This is a genomic window from Amycolatopsis roodepoortensis, assembly GCF_014873915.1.
GTDB classification, from domain to species: Bacteria; Actinomycetota; Actinomycetes; order Mycobacteriales; family Pseudonocardiaceae; genus Amycolatopsis; species Amycolatopsis roodepoortensis.
Window position 1 is genome coordinate 355,743 of sequence record NZ_JADBEJ010000005.1, and the last position, 17,680, is coordinate 373,422.

A 17,680-nucleotide genomic window follows, 5' to 3' on the forward strand; every position below is an offset into this window, starting at 1 on the left:
CAGGAACTTACACACCGTAGGCACCATTTCCCCTCAACGGGGGACGAACAGACGAACGCTTCGTCACTCGAACGGCCGCAGGTCGATGAGACCTTCGTGACCCGCGTGTCGGCTTGCCAGGTAAAAAGGACGGGCGTACTGTTTGAAGAGACGAACGAGGTGTGCCATCCCGCGTCCGGACCTACGGTGGGGGTGCGCAAGACTCGCTCCCGGCCGACCCGAACGGCCTGGAGAACTCACCGAACTGACCCGCCACTGGAGTTAGAAGTGACCGCACCCGCCAGCAAGGACAGCTTCGGCGCCAAAGACACGCTGAAGGTGGGCGACGCCTCGTACGAGGTGTTCCGCCTGAACAAGGTCGAGGGCTCCCAGCGCCTTCCCTACAGCCTGAAGATCCTGCTCGAGAACCTGCTGCGGACCGAGGACGGCGCGAACATCACCGCCGACCACATCCGCGCCCTCGGCAACTGGGACGCCAAGGCCGACCCGTCGATCGAGATCCAGTTCACGCCCGCCCGCGTGATCATGCAGGACTTCACCGGTGTCCCCTGTGTCGTCGACCTCGCCACCATGCGCGAGGCCGTCACCGACCTCGGCGGCGACCCGGACAAGGTCAACCCGCTCGCCCCCGCCGAGCTGGTCATCGACCACTCCGTCATCATCGACGTCTTCGGCCGCGCCGACGCCTTCGAGCGCAACGTCGAGATCGAGTACGAGCGCAACCGCGAGCGCTACCAGTTCCTGCGCTGGGGCCAGGGCGCCTTCGACGAGTTCAAGGTCGTCCCGCCGGGCACCGGCATCGTGCACCAGGTCAACATCGAGCACCTCGCGCGCACGGTCATGGCCCGCAACGGCCAGGCGTACCCGGACTCCTGCGTCGGCACCGACTCGCACACCACCATGGTCAACGGCCTCGGCGTGCTGGGCTGGGGCGTCGGCGGCATCGAGGCCGAGGCGGCCATGCTGGGCCAGCCGGTCTCCATGCTCATCCCGCGCGTCGTGGGCTTCAAGCTCACCGGCGAGATCCCGACCGGCGTGACCGCGACCGACGTCGTGCTCACTATCACCGAGATGCTGCGCAAGCACGGTGTGGTCAGCAAGTTCGTCGAGTTCTACGGCGAGAGCGTCGGCGCGGTGCCGCTGGCCAACCGCGCCACCATCGGCAACATGAGCCCGGAGTTCGGCTCCACCGCGGCGATCTTCCCGATCGACGAGGAGACCGTCCGCTACCTGAAGCTCACCGGCCGCTCCGAGGAGCAGGTCGCGCTCGTCGAGGCCTACGCCAAGGAGCAGGGCCTCTGGCACGACCCGTCGCACGAGCCGGAGTACTCCGAGTACATCGAGCTGGACCTGTCGACGGTCGTGCCGTCGATCGCCGGCCCGAAGCGCCCGCAGGACCGTATCGAGCTCACCGACGCGAAGAACTCCTTCCGCAAGTCGATCCACGACTACGTCGGCGGCGAAGAGGTCCCGCACACCAACGTGGACGAAGCCGTCGAGGAGTCCTTCCCGGCCAGCGACCCGGCCGCCCTTTCGTTCAAGGACGAGGGCGCGGTCGACATCCAGTCGGCGGCGAACGGCCACAGCGGCCGGCCGACCAACCCGATCAAGGTCAGCAGCCCCGACCGCGGTGAGTTCATCCTCGACCACGGCGCCGTGGTGATCGCCTCGATCACCTCCTGCACCAACACCTCCAACCCGTCGGTCATGCTCGGCGCGGCGCTGCTCGCCCGGAACGCGGTCGACAAGGGCCTCGCGGTCAAGCCGTGGGTCAAGACCTCGATGGCGCCGGGTTCGCAGGTCGTCACCGACTACTACGACAAGGCCGGCCTCTGGCCGTACCTGGAGAAGCTGGGCTACCACCTGGTCGGCTACGGCTGCACCACCTGCATCGGCAACTCCGGTCCGCTCTCGGACGAGATCTCCGCGGCGATCCAGGAGAACGACCTCACGGCGGTTTCGGTGCTCTCGGGCAACCGGAACTTCGAAGGCCGCATCAACCCCGACGTGAAGATGAACTACCTCGCGTCGCCGCCGCTGGTCATCGCGTACGCGCTCGCCGGCACGATGGACTTCGACTTCGAGAACCAGCCGCTCGGCCAGGACACCGACGGCAACGACGTCTTCCTGAAGGACATCTGGCCGTCGGCCAAGGAGATCCAGGAGACCATCGACTACGCGATCACGCAGGAGATGTTCACCAAGGACTACGCCGACGTCTTCGACGGTGGCGAGCGGTGGAAGTCGCTGCCCACCCCCGAGGGCAAGACCTTCGACTGGGACGCGGAGTCCACCTACGTCCGGAAGCCCCCGTACTTCGAGGGCATGCAGGCGGAGCCCGCCCCGGTCACCGACATCTCCGGCGCGCGCGTGCTGGCGAAGCTGGGCGACTCGGTCACCACCGACCACATCTCCCCCGCCGGCGCGATCAAGCCGGGCACCCCGGCCGCGCAGTACCTGACCGAGCACGGCGTGGAGAAGAAGGACTTCAACTCCTACGGCTCGCGTCGCGGTAACCACGAGGTCATGATCCGCGGCACCTTCGCGAACATCCGGCTGCGCAACCAGCTGCTGGACGACGTGCAGGGCGGCTACACCCGCGACTTCACCCAGGACGACGCCCCGCAGGCGTTCATCTACGACGCGGCGCAGAACTACGCGGCGCAGGACATCCCGCTGGTCGTCCTGGGCGGCAAGGAGTACGGCTCCGGATCGTCCCGTGACTGGGCGGCCAAGGGCACGCGCCTGCTGGGTGTGCGCGCGGTGATCACCGAGTCGTTCGAGCGCATCCACCGGTCGAACCTGATCGGCATGGGTGTCATCCCGCTGCAGTTCCCGGCGGGCGAGTCGGCCTCGTCGCTCGGCCTCGACGGCACCGAGACTTTCGACATCTCGGGTATCACGAAGCTGAACGACGGCGAGACCCCGCGCACGGTCCACGTCACCGCGACGAAGACCGACGGCACCAAGGTGGAGTTCGATGCGGACGTCCGCATCGACACCCCGGGTGAGGCGGACTACTACCGCAACGGCGGCATCCTGCAGTACGTCCTGCGGAAGATGACCCAGGCGTAAGCACGGCACACGAAGGGCCCCTTTCCCCGCACTTTGGGGAAAGGGGCCCTTCGTGTTCTTCGGTAGCGTGGCCGTATGACCACGGGGAGAGTTCAGGTCGAGAACGGCGAATTGGCGTACGAGGTCAGAGGTGAAGGCGATCCGGTGATCCTGCTGCACGGCGGGATACTCGACTCCCGGATGTGGGACACGGAGATGACGGCGCTCGCACGTCACCACACCGCCATCCGGTACGACGCGCGCGGGCACGGCGATTCCTCGACGCCGGCAGCGCGATTCAAGCACTACGAGGATCTCCGCGAGCTGATGACCGCGTTGGGACTCCCCCGCGCTTCGCTGGTCGGGTTGTCCGGCGGCGGGCGGATCGCGGCCGATTTCGCGCTGACCTACCCGGATCTCGTCGAAAATCTCGTCCTGGTCGCCACCGGGCTCAGCGCGATGGTGCCGAAGGATCCTTTCGTCCTGGAACAGACCAAGAAGCTCGAAGGGGCGGGCGCCCGGGGTGATCTTCCCGCCGCCATCGAGTGCATCCTGCGCATGTGGGTGGACGGGCCGAAGCGCGCGCCCGCGGACGTCGATCTGCGGGTCCGGAGCCTGTGCCGAGAGATGTACACGCAGACGGTCGTCCGGCACGGTCTGTCCGGCTTCACGCAGATGGATGAGCTACGCGCCATCGAACGTACCGGCGAGCTGACCCCGCGCACGCTGACCTTGGTGGGAGACCTGGATTCCACGGATATCGCCGCCATCGCCGACCAGATCGAAAGCGAAGCACGCGACGCCCGGAAACTGGTCGTCCCCGGGGTCGCGCACATGATCAATCTGGAGAAACCCGCCGAGTTCTCCCGGATACTGCTGGACTTCCTGGCCTGCTCGTAAGTGGCGTCGCGTCCGCCACGAGTCGTCCGCCTGGACACGCGTGTCGTCCGTCTGATCGCGTGTCGTCCCTGCAGTCACGCGAAACCGCCCGACTGCAGGGGCCGAGACACGGCGACACGGCGGGTTCCCCCGCCCCATAAGACGAAGGTGGCGACGCTCCGGCGCCCCAGCAAGACACGAAGGGGCCCATCACCGCATCAGATGCAGCGAAAGCCCTTCAGCCCGGCTGACGAGCACGCCACCATGCCATGAAGGACCCCTTCATTGCGCTTAGCGCAGTAAAGGGGGCCTTCATGTACTTGGGAAGGAGCCCTTCGCGCTAACCGTCATTACCACTCACGAGGTCGTCTTCCCGGTGCTCCGGACGGCGGTCGACGACGCGGCCGAGCGGGCGCAGCAGCACGTTGACCCCGACGATCACCACGGTCCCGGCGAGCGCGACGACGTAAAGTCCCGCTCCCGCAAGGGATCCGACGGCCGCCGAGCACCACAGCGTGGCCGCGGTGTTGAGCCCGCGCACGTTCAGCCCGTCCCGCAGGATCACCCCGGCGCCGAGGAAACCGATACCGGAGACGATCTGGGCTGCGACGCGCGTCGGGTCCGCGTCACCGCTGGTGTTCAGCCCGCCGAAACCGTGGGCGGACAGCAGCACGAAGAGGGTCGCTCCGACGGCGACGAGGGCGTTGGTGCGGAGTCCGGCCATCCGGGCGCGGTACTGGCGCTCGATGCCGATGACGGCGCCGAGGCCGACGCCGGTGCCGACCCTGAGCAGCATTTCGAAGGTGTTCATGATTCCGGCTCTTTTCTGGCGTGCGTACACAAAGCCAGACAGGGAAAGGAGGCCGGAGAAGGTCAGCGCACCGCGCACACGGGTGAACGGCGACCACGTCCGGCCGGTCCAGGACTGTCTTCCGGCATGTGCCGCTCACCTCGCTTTCGTACTCGATCGGTGTTGATCAACCTTCGGGACTTTACCACCGGACGCTCCGAGCGCGGCGTGGATCGTGTCACGTAGCCAGCGCTGGGCCGGGTCGGCGTCGAGCCGCGCGTGCCAGAGCTGGCAGACCTCGATGGGCGGGAGATCCGCGGGGATCGGGAACCAGCGGATGCCGAGCGACCGGCCGTACTGCTCGGCGAGCCGCTGCGGCGCGAGCCCGATGTAGTCGCTCGACGAGACCAGGAACGCGGCGACGGCGGAGGTGGGGACGACCGCCGCGACCCGGCGCTGGAGACCGGCCGCCTCGAGCACGTCGTCGAGCGGTCCCCTGCCCCGGCCGCGCCGTGAAGCGGACACGTGCGGATACCGGCAGAGCTGCGCCAGCGTCGGGCGGCGCACGCCGCCGAGCGGCCCGTCCGCCCTGACGATCGCGACCACGCGTTCGTGGTACAGCCGCGTCGAACGGATGTCGGGCGCGGTGATGTCGCCCGCGCCGATGTCGAGATCCACCGAACCGTCTCGCAGCGCTTCGGCGCTTTCGCTGCCTTCGGCGACGAAACGCAGGACGACACCCGGCGCGACCGCGGCGGTCGCCTCGGCGGCGGCCGTCACCAAGGTCGCGGCGACACCGTCGTTGATGCGGATGGTGAAGGTGCGTTCGAGGTCTCCGATCGCCAGCTCGCGGTCGGCGCTGATGAGGGCCGACGCCTCGTCGAGCAGGGATCGCACCCGCGGGGCCGTCCGGAGCGCGAACGGCGTCGGCACCATCCCGCGGCCGGCGCGCACCAGGATCGGGTCGCCCATGGCCCGCCGCAGCCGGCCCAGCGCCCGGCTCGCCGCCGGGATCGACAGATGCAGCCGTTCGGCCGCCGCTGTCACGCTGCCTTCCCGCAGCAACGCGTCGAACACGCGCAAAAGGTTGAGGTCCAGCTGGTCGGCCATGGTTGCATCGTACGCAACTGTGGCTTGCCAAAGTTGCGTGGCACGAAGAGCCGGCAGGCCCATAGCGTCGTGGGCATGCCACTCCGACTTCGAATCCGCGACGTCCCCGAAGCCGCGACGAACCGGCGCGGCCTGCTGGCCGTCATGTGCGGCTGTGTCGTGCTCATGGTCGGCATGGTCGCCGCGATCAACCTCGCCGTCCCGATGCTGGCCGCGAGCGACCTCCATCCGTCCGCGTCGGCACTGATCTGGATCGTCGACACCTACGTCGTTTTCTTCGCCTGTCTCGTGATCCCCGGCGGAGCGGCGGGCGACCGCTTCGGCCGCAAAGGCGTCCTGCTCGCCGGTCTGGCACTGTTCGCGCTCGGCGCGCTGCTCTCGGCGCTCGCGCCGAGCGTGCCCCTCCTGCTCGCGGGCCGGGCGATCACGGGGATCGGGGCCGCCGCGGTGCTGCCCAACACGCTCGCCGTGCTGCTGCACGCCGTCCCCGCCGAACGCAAGGGCGTCACCATCGCGACCTGGGCTTCCATGACGGGCATCGGTGGCGTGGTGGGCAATGTGGGCGGCGGCGCGGTACTGGCGGGCGGATCGTGGCGCTGGCTGTTCGCGGCCGCCGTCCCGGTCTCGCTGACGCTCGTCGTGCTCGTCGCCCGGATCGCGCCGGTGTCACCAAGGCACGACCGCCCGCTCAGTCCGCTCGGCGCCGTCCTGCTGGTCGGCGCGTCCGTCGCGTTGCTGCTGGGCATCGTCGAGGGGCCTGAAGCGGGTTGGGGCAGCCCGATCGTCCTGGCCGGATTCGCCGGTGCGGTCGTGCTTTTCGCGCTGTGGACGTTCGTGGAACTGAAGGCCGAGCACCCGCTGCTCGACCCCCGGCTGTTCCGCGTACCCGCGTTGCGAAGCGCCTGCCTCGGCATGACCGCGATCTTCTTCGGGATGTTCGCGCTGTTCTACGTCAACGCGTCCTTCCTCCAGTACGGCAGGGGTTTCGATGTGCTGCGGACCGGGCTCGGGATCATCCCGCTGACCGTCCCGGTCGTCCTCGGCGCGCGGCACGTGGGCAAGCTCGTCCAGCGCTACGGAGTCGACGCTGTCATCGCCATCGCGTTCGTCTTCTGTGGCGGCGGCCTGGTCGGACTGTCCACAAGTGACACTTCGACGCTGTACCCGGTCTACGCCGCCTGGTTGGCGGTGACCGGCATCGGTGTCACGCTGGCCCTTCCGACCCTGTCCGCCGCCATCTCCGGTTCGCTGCCGCCGTCGCAGGCCGGTGTGGGCGCCGGACTGCAAGCCACCACCCGAGAATTCGGCAGTGCGCTCGGGGTCGCGGTCATCGGCACCGTCCTCACCGGACGGTTCGTCACCGCGCTGCCGTCCGACATCCGCGCGGACCACGATCCGCACACCGTGGCACAGGCGCTGTCGGCCGTGCCCGGGCGATCTCCCGAAGTGATCTCCGCGTTCGTCACCGCCGCGAGCACGGCGCTGCGGGTGATCGGTGTGAGCGTGCTCGTCCTCGGGGCGCTCGTCGTCCTCCAATCACGACTTTCCCGCGAAACCAAGTAGCTGACCGAAAGGAATCGTCATGTCCGAAGTGACCGCTTTCATGTTGGTGAAGATTACGCCGGAATGGCTCGGCCTCACCGTCGAACAGCGCGTGAAGGCCTTCAAGACCGAAATCCTCCCAGTGATCGAGAGCAAGGTGAAGGGTGTCCGGTCCCGGTTCTTCGACACGGAGTTCTACTCCGCGAGAGTGACCGACGTGTGGGTGTGGGAGGCCGACGACCATCACTCGTACCAGCTGCTCATCGAGGCGCTGCGCGAGACGCCCTTCTGGGACCGGTACTTCGAGGTCGTCGACCTTCTGGTCGGGGTCGAGAACGCGTACGCGGCGAATTACGGTCTCGACGCCTACGCGAGCGTCAACGTCTGAAGCCGGCCGGAGCGTCTCGCCGGTAGCCCACCAGAAGACGGCCTCCCACACCGTCGAGAACACCGGCGGCGACCCGCCACAGTGGAGCCGGATCCCCCGCGCACACGACCTGGCGGTAGCCGAGCAGGAGTTCCCGGCAGATCTCCGGATCGGCCTCTCTGAGCCGTCGCAGGAGCCACTTGCCGTGGGATCGCCACCGGCCACCTGTCAGGAGGACCAGCTCGGCGACCGCGATCAGCAGCCGATCGGCGATGAAGACCAGCTCATCGGGATCGCCGGCCCCGTCGAGATCGTCCAGGAGATCGGTGAGCAGGTAACGGCGGTCCTCCAGGTCTGCCGCGGACAACGGCGGAGGCCCGGCGCGCAGGCGCGCCCGGCGTCCGCCCGCGTCCTACGTCCGAAACCGTCGCGGTCGAGGAGAACGACGCCTTCGCCGCACATGTGCAGCAAAGGCGAGCGGCGGTCCGCCGTCTCCCGATCGGCGAAGCCCTCGTACGACTCGGCGGTATGGCAGAACAGTTCGACCGGGACGCCGTCCAGTTCGGTCGTTTCGCGGTACGGCGCGGGCGGTCCGTCGAGGAACACGACGACGTCGAGATCCGAACTCGCGGTGCGCCTTCCGGTGTTCGCGCTTCCGCCGAGGATCGCGGCCCTCGCCGCAGGGAAACGAGTCTCGACCACTTCGCGAGCGATACGGACGGCATCCATCCGTCCAGCATGCCGGGAGATGGGTGAGCCAGGCGCACCGGCGGCCGCGACCAAGCCGAAGCCGGTGCCCTGGTTACCCACCCGGATCTCCTGGACGAGCAGTTCGTCCGGCCGATCCGGCCCTCCCCGCCCGGAACACTAGGGCCGGGCGTTCGGGACCGGTCCCGAACGCCACGAAGGCCACCGCCGTGGGCGGTGGCCTTCGTGTTCATCGGCCCTGGATCAGGCGGTTTCGAACGGCTGGACGTTCGGCTGGAAGACCTGGCCGTTGGCAGGCACCTTCAGATCGATCAGGTAGTCGGCCGTCACCTTGTCCACCCCGAGCGAGTCGCCGAGGATGCAGTGCCCGAAGGCGTCGACCGAGAGCAGGCGGGCGTTGCCCAGCTGGTCGGCCATCCGCTTCGAGAACAGGTACTGGGTCGCCGGGTCGTAGTAGTTGCCGATGACCAGCACCGGGGTGTCGGTCTTGGCCTGCCACGGGCCGCGGTAGACGTCCGGCTTCTTCGCCGGCCACACGGGGCAGCCTGCGATATCCGAGAACGCCTGGTAGCGACCGAAAGTGGGCGATTCCTTCTCCCACTTCGCGGCGATCTCCGGAACCTTCTCCTGCTTGATCGTGATCTTCTTGTCGGAGCAGTTCACGGCGAAGTAGGAGTCGTCACCGGTGTAGGGGCTGTCCGGGTTCGCGTCCGCGCGCCCGTTCGCTCCCGACCGCAGCACCTTCAGCTCCACGGCCTGGGCCGCCTGCGTCTGCGCCGCGGGCGGGTGGACGATGTTGTACAGCGCCTGCAGGTCGTCGGCCAGCGGCGGGAACGACGTCGGCGAGTACAGCACCCCGGCCACCGTGCTGGTGAACGCGTTGATGTCGTAGCTGCTCCCGTCCGGCAGCTTGATCGGCTGCTGGCGCAGGTAGCCGCGGATCTCGTCGAACTTCTCCCGCGGCGTACCCGCGCTGAAGGAGCACTTCGGCCCGACCTGCGCGCACTTGCGCAGGAAGCCGTCCAGCGCGATCTCGAAGCCGCGAGCGCGCTCGCGGTCGTACTGCACGCCGTCGCTGGTGCGCAGTGCCGGGTCGACGTTGCCGTCGATTACGATCGCCCGGCTCTGCTTCGGGAACATCGACGTGTACGTCGACCCGATCAGGGTCCCGTACGAGAAGCCGACGAAGGTCAGCTTCTGGTCGCCGACGGCCGCCCGCATCTTGTCGAGGTCACGCACGACGTCCTTGGTGGACATGTGGTTCAGCAGCGCGCCCGCGTTGTTCTTGCAGAACTGGCCGTAGTCGCGGTACGAGGCCAGGGTCCCGGAGATCTCCTGCCGGGTCAGCGGCACGGGGATCTGCGCGGAGAAGACGTCGTCCGCGTCTTCCTGCGTGGTGAAGCACTTGAGCGGGTTGCTGGCCCCGACCCCGCGCGGGTCGAACCCGATCAGGTCGAACCGGTCGAGCACCTGCGGCTGGAAGTAGTTCGCCGCGCCGATCGGCATCCGGAACCCGGAACCGCCGGGACCGCCCGGGTTGAGGAACAGCGAGCCGACCTTCTTGTCGGGCGTCTTCGCCGCCCGCTTCAGCATCGCGATGTCGATGGTGCCGAGCGCCGCGTTGTCGTGGTCGATCGGCACGCGATACCGCGCGCAGCTGTAGAACTTGGCCTGGTCGGCGGGAACACCGCGGATCTGGTCCGCCGTGCAGGTGCCCCAGTTCACCGGCGCCGTCGCGCCGACCTGGGCGGCGGGCGGCCCGGCCTCCGGGGTGGCCACCGCCGTTCCGGACGCCCCGGTCAGCGCGGCGCCGGCCACGAGTGCCCCTACCAGTGCGAAACCGCGCACCGGCCTCCTTGTGGATCTCGGCAAAACGACTCCTCCCTCGGCTGGCGACGTGTCGGACCACGTCGCACGATGCGCCGCCGACGTCACGGCGCGTAACACCCAAGGAGCCTCGCACAGGCCGGTAACCCAGTCACCGGCCGAAAGGATGGTACGAACCTATCGAGTGGTTGTCTTCAACTCGAAAATCGGTAACACACGGCGAGCGGCTTGCTCCTCCATGGAGTAACCGGGCCAGAACTCCAGCAGCAGCTTCCACATCGCTTCGTACTCGTCTCCGCGCAGTTCCCTGGCCCTGACCGGGATCTCCTTGCCCGCCAGCGCGACGACCGCGCCGGGATTCGACCGCAGGTTGTGTGTCCACGCCGGATCGTTGGGCCTCCCCCAATTGGAGCCGACGAGCACGAAGTCTCCGTCGTGCGGGAAGTACAGGAGGTTGGTACTACGGGGCAGCCCACTCTTGCGGCCGGTCGTGGTCAGGCGCAGGGAAGGTAGCCCGGCCAGCGCGACCAGGCTCACCTTCCCCTTGAACAGCCGGTGGAGTCTCTTGTCCACCCAGATGATCCCGCCCGCGAGCCCCATCAGCCACGGTTTGGTGCCGAGGACGCGGGCGAGCGACGTGAGAGGGTTAGGCACGGACAGATCTTGCCAGGCTCACCCCGAACCGCGATTCCGAGTCCGTCCACCATTTCTCCACGGAGAAACCGGCTTCGGCCAGTTCCGCGGCGATTCCCTCCCGCCGGAACTTCGCGGAGATCTCGGTGCGCACGTACTCCCCCTCGGCGAACTTCACCCGCAGGTCGGCGCCCGGGATGTCGACGGTCAGCGGCTCGCGCGCACGCAGGCGCATTTCGATCCATTCGTTCTTCTCGTCCCAATACGAGACGTGGTCGAACGCGGCCGGGTCGAAGTTCGCGCCGAGGCCGTTGTTGATCACGTGGAGCATGTTGCGGTTGAACTCGGCGGTCACGCCGGCCGCGTCGTCGTACGCACGCTCCAGGGTCTCCCGGTCCTTCACCAGGTCCGTCCCGAGCAGGAACCACTCCCCTTCGTCGAGCACCTCACGGACCGAGCGCAGGAAGGTGGCGCGGTCGGCGGGAAGGAAATTGCCGATCGTGCCGCCGAGGAAGACCACCAGCCGCGGACGGTCACCCGGCAACAGGTCGAGATGCCGGGTGAAGTCGCCGACCACGCCACGGACTTCAAGGGACGGGTAGTCGGCCGTGATGGCTTCCGCGGCCTCGGCGAGCGCGGTTTCCGAGACGTCGAGCGGAACGAATTCCTTCAACGTGCCATGGCTCGTGAGCGCGTCGAGCAGCAGCCTCGTCTTCTCGCTCGATCCGGAACCGAGTTCGACGAGGGTGTGCGCGTCCGAGCTTTCGGCTATCTCGCCGCCACGCGCGGCGAGGACCTCCCGCTCGCTCCTGGTCGGGTAGTACTCGGGGAGGGCGGTGATCTTCTCGAACAGTTCGCTGCCGCGCGCGTCGTAGAACCATTTGGGCGGCAACCACTTCTGGTCCGCCTCCAGGCCGGCGCGGACGTCCGCGCGCAGTTGCTCGGTGATGTCCGATTCGCTGTGGTGTACGTCGAGGTCGACTTCGGTCATCGTGCCTCAGGGCTCCGATCGGCTTCGAGGGGAAGGATTTCCACGCCCGCGCCGGTGACGCGGACGGCGTGGCGGTCAGGGACGGGAGTCCAGCCGGGATCGTCGTCGCACGGTTCCGACGCGACGAGCACACCACCTCCGGTGTCCCGGTAGGACAGCGAATGCGTCCACGCGGTACCGACCAGCGTCCGGCCGTCGGTCAGCAGGAAATTGAGCCGCGAACCCGGCCCGGCCTCCTCGACCACTCCGGTGAGCCACGTGACGGCCGCGAGCGGGTCTTCGCCCGCCTCCAGCCGCTCACGCAGCAACGCCCACAGCAGTACCGAATCCGTGGTCGCCTCCAGTGTCAGCAGCCGGGTGATCGGCAGCTTCGCGGCGAGCTCGGCCATCGACTCCGGCCAGCCCCGGATCAGCCCGTTGTGGCTGAAGAGGTAGCCGCCGCCGGTGAACGGCGCGTTCGCCGCCTCGACCACGGGCATCGCCGTCGTACCGTTCCGGACCGCCGCCAGGAAGGCGTGCGACCGGACCGATCCGGCCAGCGCCGGCAGATCTCCGTCCGTCCACAAGGGAGCGGACCTGCGCAGGCGGAGCGGTTCCGCGCCGTCGGCGTACCAGCCGAGGCCGTACCCGTCGGCGTTGACCGAGCCGCCGCCCCGCATGTCACGGGGGGCGTAGGACTGCACGAGCAGCGAATGAGGGGCGTGAAAGAGCATCTCGGCGGGCGAACGCGGCTCGCCGAGATACGCGAGGTGACGGCACATGCCCCTCAGGCCACCTCGCTCGGCCGGGCGTCCCGGGCGCAGCGGAACCCGGAGAAGATCTGCCGCCGGATCGGGTGATCCCAGTTGCGGAACGTGCCGCGGATGGCCGCCGCGTCCGTCCCGAACGAGCCACCGCGCAGGATCCGGTAGTCCCCGCCGAAGAAGACCTCCGAGTACTCCTTGTACGGGAACGCGGCGAATCCCGGATACGCCTCGAAGCCACTGCTGGTCCACTCCCAGACGTCGCCGATCAGCTGGTGCACGCCCAGCGGTGAGACACCCGCCGGGTACGCGCCGGCCTCCGCGGGCCGCAGATGCCGCTGCCCGAGGTTCGCGTGATCGGGAGTCGGTTCCTCGTCGCCCCAAGGGAACCGGCGCGACCGGCCGGTCGCCGGGTCGAACCGGGCGGCCTTCTCCCATTCCGGTTCGGTCGGCAGGCGACGCCCCGCCCAGGCGGCGTACGCCTCGGCCTCGTGGAAGGAGACGTGGACGACGGGTTCCGCGGCGGGCACCTTCTCGTACACGCCGAACCGCGTCCGCCACCAGCCGTCCTGCTCTCGTTTCCAGAAGCGCGGCGCCTGGATGCCGTGCTCGCTCCGGTACGCCCAGCCACGCTCGCTCCACCACTTCGGGTCTTCGTAGCCCCCGGAGTCGAGGAACTCGGCATACGCCCCACAGGTGACCGGTGTGGTGTCGATGAAGAACGCCTCCACCGCGACCTCGTGCGCCGGACGCTCGTTGTCCAGCGCCCACGGCTCGGCGGAGGTACCCATGGTGAAGACCCCGCCGGGTACGAACACCTCCGAGGGCAGCGGCCCGGACCGCGACGGCGGAGGCGCGGGCGCGTGCAGTACCGGATCGCCCTTGCGGAGCTGGTGGGTGGCCAGCATCGTCTCGTCGTGCTGCTGCTCGTGCTGCGTGATCATGCCGAAGGCGAAGGCGTCCTCGGTGAGCCGCCTGCCTTGCAGCGGAACGGTTTCCAGGATGTCGAAGGACTTCTCCCTGACCTCGCGGACGTACTTGCGCGCCTCCTCCGGGCCCAGCAGCGGCAGGGCCGGACGATCCGCGCGGGCGTGCTGGAACGCGTCGTAGATGTCGTCGATGTCGGGCCGGAGCGCCTCCCGGCCGCCCACGTCGCGCACCAGCCAGAGCTCCTCCTGGCTGCCGATGTGCGCGAGGTCCCAGACCAGCGGTGACATCAGTTTCGAATGCTGGCGGACCAGGTCTTCGTCGTCCACGTCCGTCAGCGCGACGCTGCGCTCGCGGGCCCTGGTGAGCGCCTCGGCCGCGTGCGCCCGCAGGTCTTGCGGGCTCAGCGCGCGAAGCGGGTTGGTCTCGGTGCTTTCCACGCTCATGACTGGTGGCTCCTCGAACCGCGCAAGAGGGACTGCACGCCCTCGCTGATCTCCGTGATGGTCTCCGGCGGCAGACCGGTGGTGCCGAGTTCGGCACAGCCGAGGTCCACCACCTTGCTCGCGACGGTGGCGATCGCCGGGTCGGCCAGACCGCGCCGGGCCGCGCGCTCCCATCCGCCCGCGACCGGTTCGCACAGTTCGAGCACCTTGTCCACTGTGGACGGTCGCGCGAGCAGTGCGGCCAGCAGGGCCACCGGATGCAGCCACCTGGCGGCGGGCTGGGCGTCCAGATACCGGATCTCCAGATACCCCTGTGGCCGGACCGGGGTGAAGAAGGTCGTCAGGTGATAGGCCAGGTCTTCCTCGGTCGGCCTGCCGAGCCCGGCGCCCTCACCCCGCCCGTCGATCCAATCGGCGAAGGTCAGGGAATCGGGCGCGTCCCAGCGGCCGTCACCACCGGGCAGCACCATCAACGGCGTGTCCAGGATCCGGCGCGCCCATTCACCCGCCGGATCCCGGGTCGGCTCCGCCGACCGGGTGCGGACCTTTTCCGTTTCCATCACGGCCAGCCAGCGCGCGGACGCGTGCCCGGTGTCGTGTCCGGCGTGGACGCGGGAATTGGCGAAGGTGGCCAGCAACGGCGGGCCGAGCGCGTGGACGGCGGCCCAGCGGTCGGCCAGGTCGCCGGCCTCGCCGGTGTCCACACAGACCTGAAGGCCGGCGGTACTGCACATCATGGTCGCGCCCCCAGCACCCATGGGGGCGAAGCGGCGTTCCATCGCGGCGTAGCGCGGTGTGCCCAGTTTGCGGGCGGGGGGCCGATACCTGTCTATCCCGGAATCACCCAGGTACAGGCCTCGCGTGGCGAGAAGGTTTTCGAGGTGGGCCAGATCGGCCGAGACGACGGCGTCCAGGTGGCGCAGCGTGGTCTGTGGTTGCGCGGAGATCTCCACCTGACATCCGGGCTCGAGGCTCAGCGGCGAGCCTGCCGGAAGCGGGAGGGCGGGGCTGTCGGGGCGCAACGTCCGCGGGGTGTGCGGGCCGAGCGCGGTGGCGAGATCGTCGGGGTCGAGAGGCCGGGCGGGCTCGTCGGCGTAGTGCACGGTGAATTCCAGCTCTACGCCGAGAAGTCTCGGTGGCCCGTGCTTGAAGCACACGGAAGCCACATACGCCTCGCCCTCGGCGCGGTCCGAAAGGACCTTCGCCGTCGCGTTCGACGCGCTCCCGGACTTCTCGGGGAAATCATGAACAGTAGTCATCTTTCCGCCGTCCAGTCGGTTGTCCGATAACTGAGATACCTTGACTTCGGACGCTACACGCGGGGTCCGACAAATTCAGGCCGGTTCTCGCGGGGCAGGATCCCCCGACCACCTCTCAGGACCGGGCGATTCCGGGCAAAGCGGGCTCCGTGCCCAGTCCCAGCGCGGCCGCCGCGTCGCGGACCGCCTCGATCACCAGCTGCAGCGCCGGTCGCCGCGACGAGGTGGTCCGGTAGGCGATCGAAACCGTCCGGAGCAACGGTGTGGTCAACGCGACGACGTCGATCCCCGGCGGCCGGAGGCCGAGTCCGAGATCCGAAACGAGGGTCACTCCGAGCCCCGCCCGGACCATGGCCATGGCCGTCGACTGCTCCTCGACCTCGTGGTTGATCTTCGGCTCGAACCCGTGACGGAGACACGCCGTGCGCACCGCGCGGCCGAAATGGCTCTTCGGGCTGGCGAGGATCCACGGGTGCTCGGCCAGTTCGAGCAGCGACGCGCTCCCCGCGGGGACGGCGCCGGCGGGCACCGCGGCGTGCAGCCGTTCGACCGCGATCACCGCGCGTTCCAGACCGGCGTCCCACGGCATCGGCGCGTCGGAGTAGTCGATCACGAACGACAGGTCCAGTTCACCGTCGCGGACGGCGTCGGCGGTGTCCTCGGGTGCCAGCTCGCGGGTCCGGACCTGGATCCCCGGATGCGCACCCGCCAGCGCGGTCAGCGCGTGCGGAAGCAGTCCCGAAGCGACCGACGCCCACACCCCGGCCATGAGCCGCACTGAAACGGTCTCCTGCGCCTCTTCCAAGGCCAGTGTCGCCCGCTCGACGGAACCCAGGATCTCCTCGGCGTGCTCGGTGAGCAACAGCCCCAGTTCGGTCAGCTGAACACGCCTGCCGAAGCGTTCGAACAGCTTCGCGCCCACGTCCCGCTCCAGCTGCGCCAGCTGCTGCGACACCGCCGAAGCGGTGTAGTGCAGCGAAGCGGCGGCCGCCGTGACGGTGCCACGACGGCTCAGCTCGCGGAGCATCCTCAGGCGGTGCAACGAAAGCTCCATGACCCCAACGTAATCGGGCGCGGTCACCGACGCCCGATGGCGCGTTACACCAGTTTCTCTGCACGACATCGTTCAGATTCGGTAAATGGACGCCCGCGGCAGGCAGGGCGCACCCTCGGAAGTGGCGCAGGACGACCCCGAATCCCGAAGGAGGTGGCCGCATGGCCGCGAGGAACGCCGAACCGCTGATGAGGCTCATCTGGACCGACCCCGTCACCGGTGCCACCGGCTACCTCGTAGTGCACAGCCTGGTCTCCGGTATCGCGACCGGCGGGACCCGGATGCGCGCGGGCTGCACGATGTCGGAGGTCGAGGACCTGGCGAGGGGGATGGCGAACAAGACCGCGACCTTCGGCCTGCCGGTCGGCGGGGCCAAGGGCGGGATCGACTTCGATCCGAAGGACGAGCGCGCTTTCGGTGTGCTGGAACGGTTCTGCGCGTTCCTGCGGCCGTGGATCGACAACCACTGGGTGACCGCCGAGGATCTCGGCGTACCCCAGCACCTGATCGACGAGGTGTTCGCGAAGCTCGGGCTCGAGCAGTCGTACCACGCGGCGATCCGCCGTTCGGCCGATCCGGCGCACACCCTTCGCCGCGTGCAGGCCGGGTTGAGCACACCGGTCCCCGGCGGCCTCCTGCTCGGTGACGTGATCGGCGGTTACGGCGTCGCGCAAGCCTGCCTCGGCGTCGCGGACGCGTGGGAATGGGCCGCCGAGAACACCACGGTCGCCGTCCAGGGCATCGGCACCATGGGCGGCGGCGCGGCCTGGTACCTGCACGAAGCCGGGATGAAGGTGGTCGCGGTCGCCGACGCGGCCGGGACGCTGTACCGGCCCGAAGGCCTCGACATCCCGGCGCTGCTGGAGCTGCGAGACTCTTATGGCGAGATCGACCGCAGCCGCCTTCCCGCCGGCGTCCGGCTGCTTCCGCGCGACGAGATCGTGGCGACGGACGCCGACATCCTCGTCCCGGCGGCGATCTCCTACGCGCTGCGCGCCGGGAACCAAGGCGCGGTCAAGGCGAAGGTCGTCATCGAAGCCGCCAACGCGGCGACCACTCCCGACGCCGAAGCCGGACTGGCGGCTCGCGGCATCCCGGTGATCCCGGACTTCGTCGCGAACGCGGGCGCGGCCGCCTGGGCGTGGTGGCTCCTGCTCGGCGAGGTCGGCGCCGATCCGGCCGATTCGTTCCTGCGCCTGCGGACCGAGATGCGGGCGAAGGTGGCGCTGCTGCTGAGCTCGTGGAATCTCGACCGGATCGCCCCGCGCACCACCGGCCTGCGGCTGGCCGAAACCACCCGTTCGGACGCCACCACTCCTGCGACCGCTCCCGTCCTGGTCATCCCCTGAC

The 17,680-nt window shown here is 68.8% G+C and carries 16 protein-coding genes; 5 read left to right on the forward strand and 11 right to left on the reverse strand.

What is annotated here, in order from left to right:
• Window positions 1–267: 267 nt before the first annotated feature.
• Window positions 268–3,075 carry an aconitate hydratase AcnA gene (gene acnA, locus H4W30_RS21190; protein WP_192744453.1) on the forward strand — a complete coding sequence of 936 codons (2,808 nt, stop codon included), beginning with the start codon at window positions 268–270 and terminating at the stop codon, window positions 3,073–3,075.
• Window positions 3,076–3,150: 75 nt separating this feature from the next.
• A complete protein-coding gene (locus tag H4W30_RS21195) occupies window positions 3,151–3,954 on the forward strand; it encodes an alpha/beta fold hydrolase (protein ID WP_192744454.1) in 804 nt (267 codons plus the stop codon).
• Between the two features lie 319 nt (window positions 3,955–4,273).
• Here H4W30_RS21195 and H4W30_RS21200 read toward each other — a convergent pair whose 3' ends face one another.
• Window positions 4,274–4,744, reverse strand: coding sequence for an MgtC/SapB family protein (locus tag H4W30_RS21200; protein WP_225949801.1), 471 nt, complete (start codon window positions 4,742–4,744; stop codon window positions 4,274–4,276).
• Window positions 4,745–4,879: 135 nt separating this feature from the next.
• Entirely contained in the window at window positions 4,880–5,833 is a 954-nt protein-coding gene (locus tag H4W30_RS21205; protein WP_192744455.1) for a LysR family transcriptional regulator, read from the reverse strand.
• 144 nt (window positions 5,834–5,977) lie between these two features.
• On the opposite strand from H4W30_RS21205, the gene H4W30_RS21210 reads away from it, so the two are divergent.
• A complete protein-coding gene (locus H4W30_RS21210) occupies window positions 5,978–7,396 on the forward strand; it encodes an MFS transporter (RefSeq protein WP_225950064.1) in 1,419 nt (472 codons plus the stop codon).
• A 19-nt stretch (window positions 7,397–7,415) separates the two neighbouring features.
• Window positions 7,416–7,763, forward strand: coding sequence for a darcynin family protein (locus H4W30_RS21215; RefSeq protein ID WP_192744457.1), 348 nt, complete (start codon window positions 7,416–7,418; stop codon window positions 7,761–7,763).
• Here the strand turns inward: H4W30_RS21215 and H4W30_RS43755 are convergent.
• From H4W30_RS43755 to H4W30_RS21255, 9 genes are all read right to left on the reverse strand, one after another.
• On the reverse strand, window positions 7,753–8,109 hold the full coding sequence (locus tag H4W30_RS43755; protein WP_225950755.1) for a hypothetical protein: 357 nt from the start codon (window positions 8,107–8,109) through the stop codon (window positions 7,753–7,755). The genes H4W30_RS21215 and H4W30_RS43755 overlap by 11 nt on opposite strands.
• Window positions 7,998–8,471 carry a nucleotidyltransferase domain-containing protein gene (locus H4W30_RS21220; protein ID WP_225949802.1) on the reverse strand — a complete coding sequence of 158 codons (474 nt, stop codon included), beginning with the start codon at window positions 8,469–8,471 and terminating at the stop codon, window positions 7,998–8,000. The genes H4W30_RS43755 and H4W30_RS21220 overlap by 112 nt, the downstream gene beginning before the upstream one ends.
• Before the next feature lie 222 nt (window positions 8,472–8,693).
• Window positions 8,694–10,298, reverse strand: coding sequence for an alpha/beta hydrolase (locus H4W30_RS21225; RefSeq protein WP_192744458.1), 1,605 nt, complete (start codon window positions 10,296–10,298; stop codon window positions 8,694–8,696).
• 156 nt (window positions 10,299–10,454) lie between these two features.
• Window positions 10,455–10,877 carry a nitroreductase family deazaflavin-dependent oxidoreductase gene (locus H4W30_RS21230; protein ID WP_192746741.1) on the reverse strand — a complete coding sequence of 141 codons (423 nt, stop codon included), beginning with the start codon at window positions 10,875–10,877 and terminating at the stop codon, window positions 10,455–10,457.
• A 46-nt stretch (window positions 10,878–10,923) separates the two neighbouring features.
• Complete coding sequence (gene egtD, locus H4W30_RS21235; RefSeq protein WP_192744459.1) at window positions 10,924–11,901, reverse strand: L-histidine N(alpha)-methyltransferase; 978 nt, start codon at window positions 11,899–11,901, stop codon at window positions 10,924–10,926.
• Window positions 11,898–12,662, reverse strand: coding sequence for an ergothioneine biosynthesis protein EgtC (egtC, locus tag H4W30_RS21240; protein ID WP_192744460.1), 765 nt, complete (start codon window positions 12,660–12,662; stop codon window positions 11,898–11,900). Before egtC ends, egtD begins: the two co-directional genes overlap by 4 nt.
• Before the next feature lie 5 nt (window positions 12,663–12,667).
• Window positions 12,668–14,017, reverse strand: coding sequence for an ergothioneine biosynthesis protein EgtB (gene egtB, locus H4W30_RS21245; protein WP_192744461.1), 1,350 nt, complete (start codon window positions 14,015–14,017; stop codon window positions 12,668–12,670).
• Window positions 14,014–15,276 (reverse strand): glutamate-cysteine ligase family protein, encoded by a 1,263-nt coding sequence (locus tag H4W30_RS21250; RefSeq protein ID WP_192744462.1) that lies wholly within the window; start codon window positions 15,274–15,276, stop codon window positions 14,014–14,016. Before H4W30_RS21250 ends, egtB begins: the two co-directional genes overlap by 4 nt.
• Window positions 15,277–15,391: 115 nt before the next feature.
• Window positions 15,392–16,330: a LysR family transcriptional regulator gene (locus tag H4W30_RS21255; RefSeq protein WP_192744463.1), complete on the reverse strand. Its 939-nt coding sequence runs from the start codon at window positions 16,328–16,330 to the stop codon at window positions 15,392–15,394.
• Window positions 16,331–16,491: 161 nt separating this feature from the next.
• Between H4W30_RS21255 and H4W30_RS21260 the strand changes: the two genes are divergently transcribed.
• Entirely contained in the window at window positions 16,492–17,679 is a 1,188-nt protein-coding gene (locus H4W30_RS21260; protein WP_192744464.1) for a Glu/Leu/Phe/Val family dehydrogenase, read from the forward strand.
• Window position 17,680: the final 1 nt, after the last annotated feature.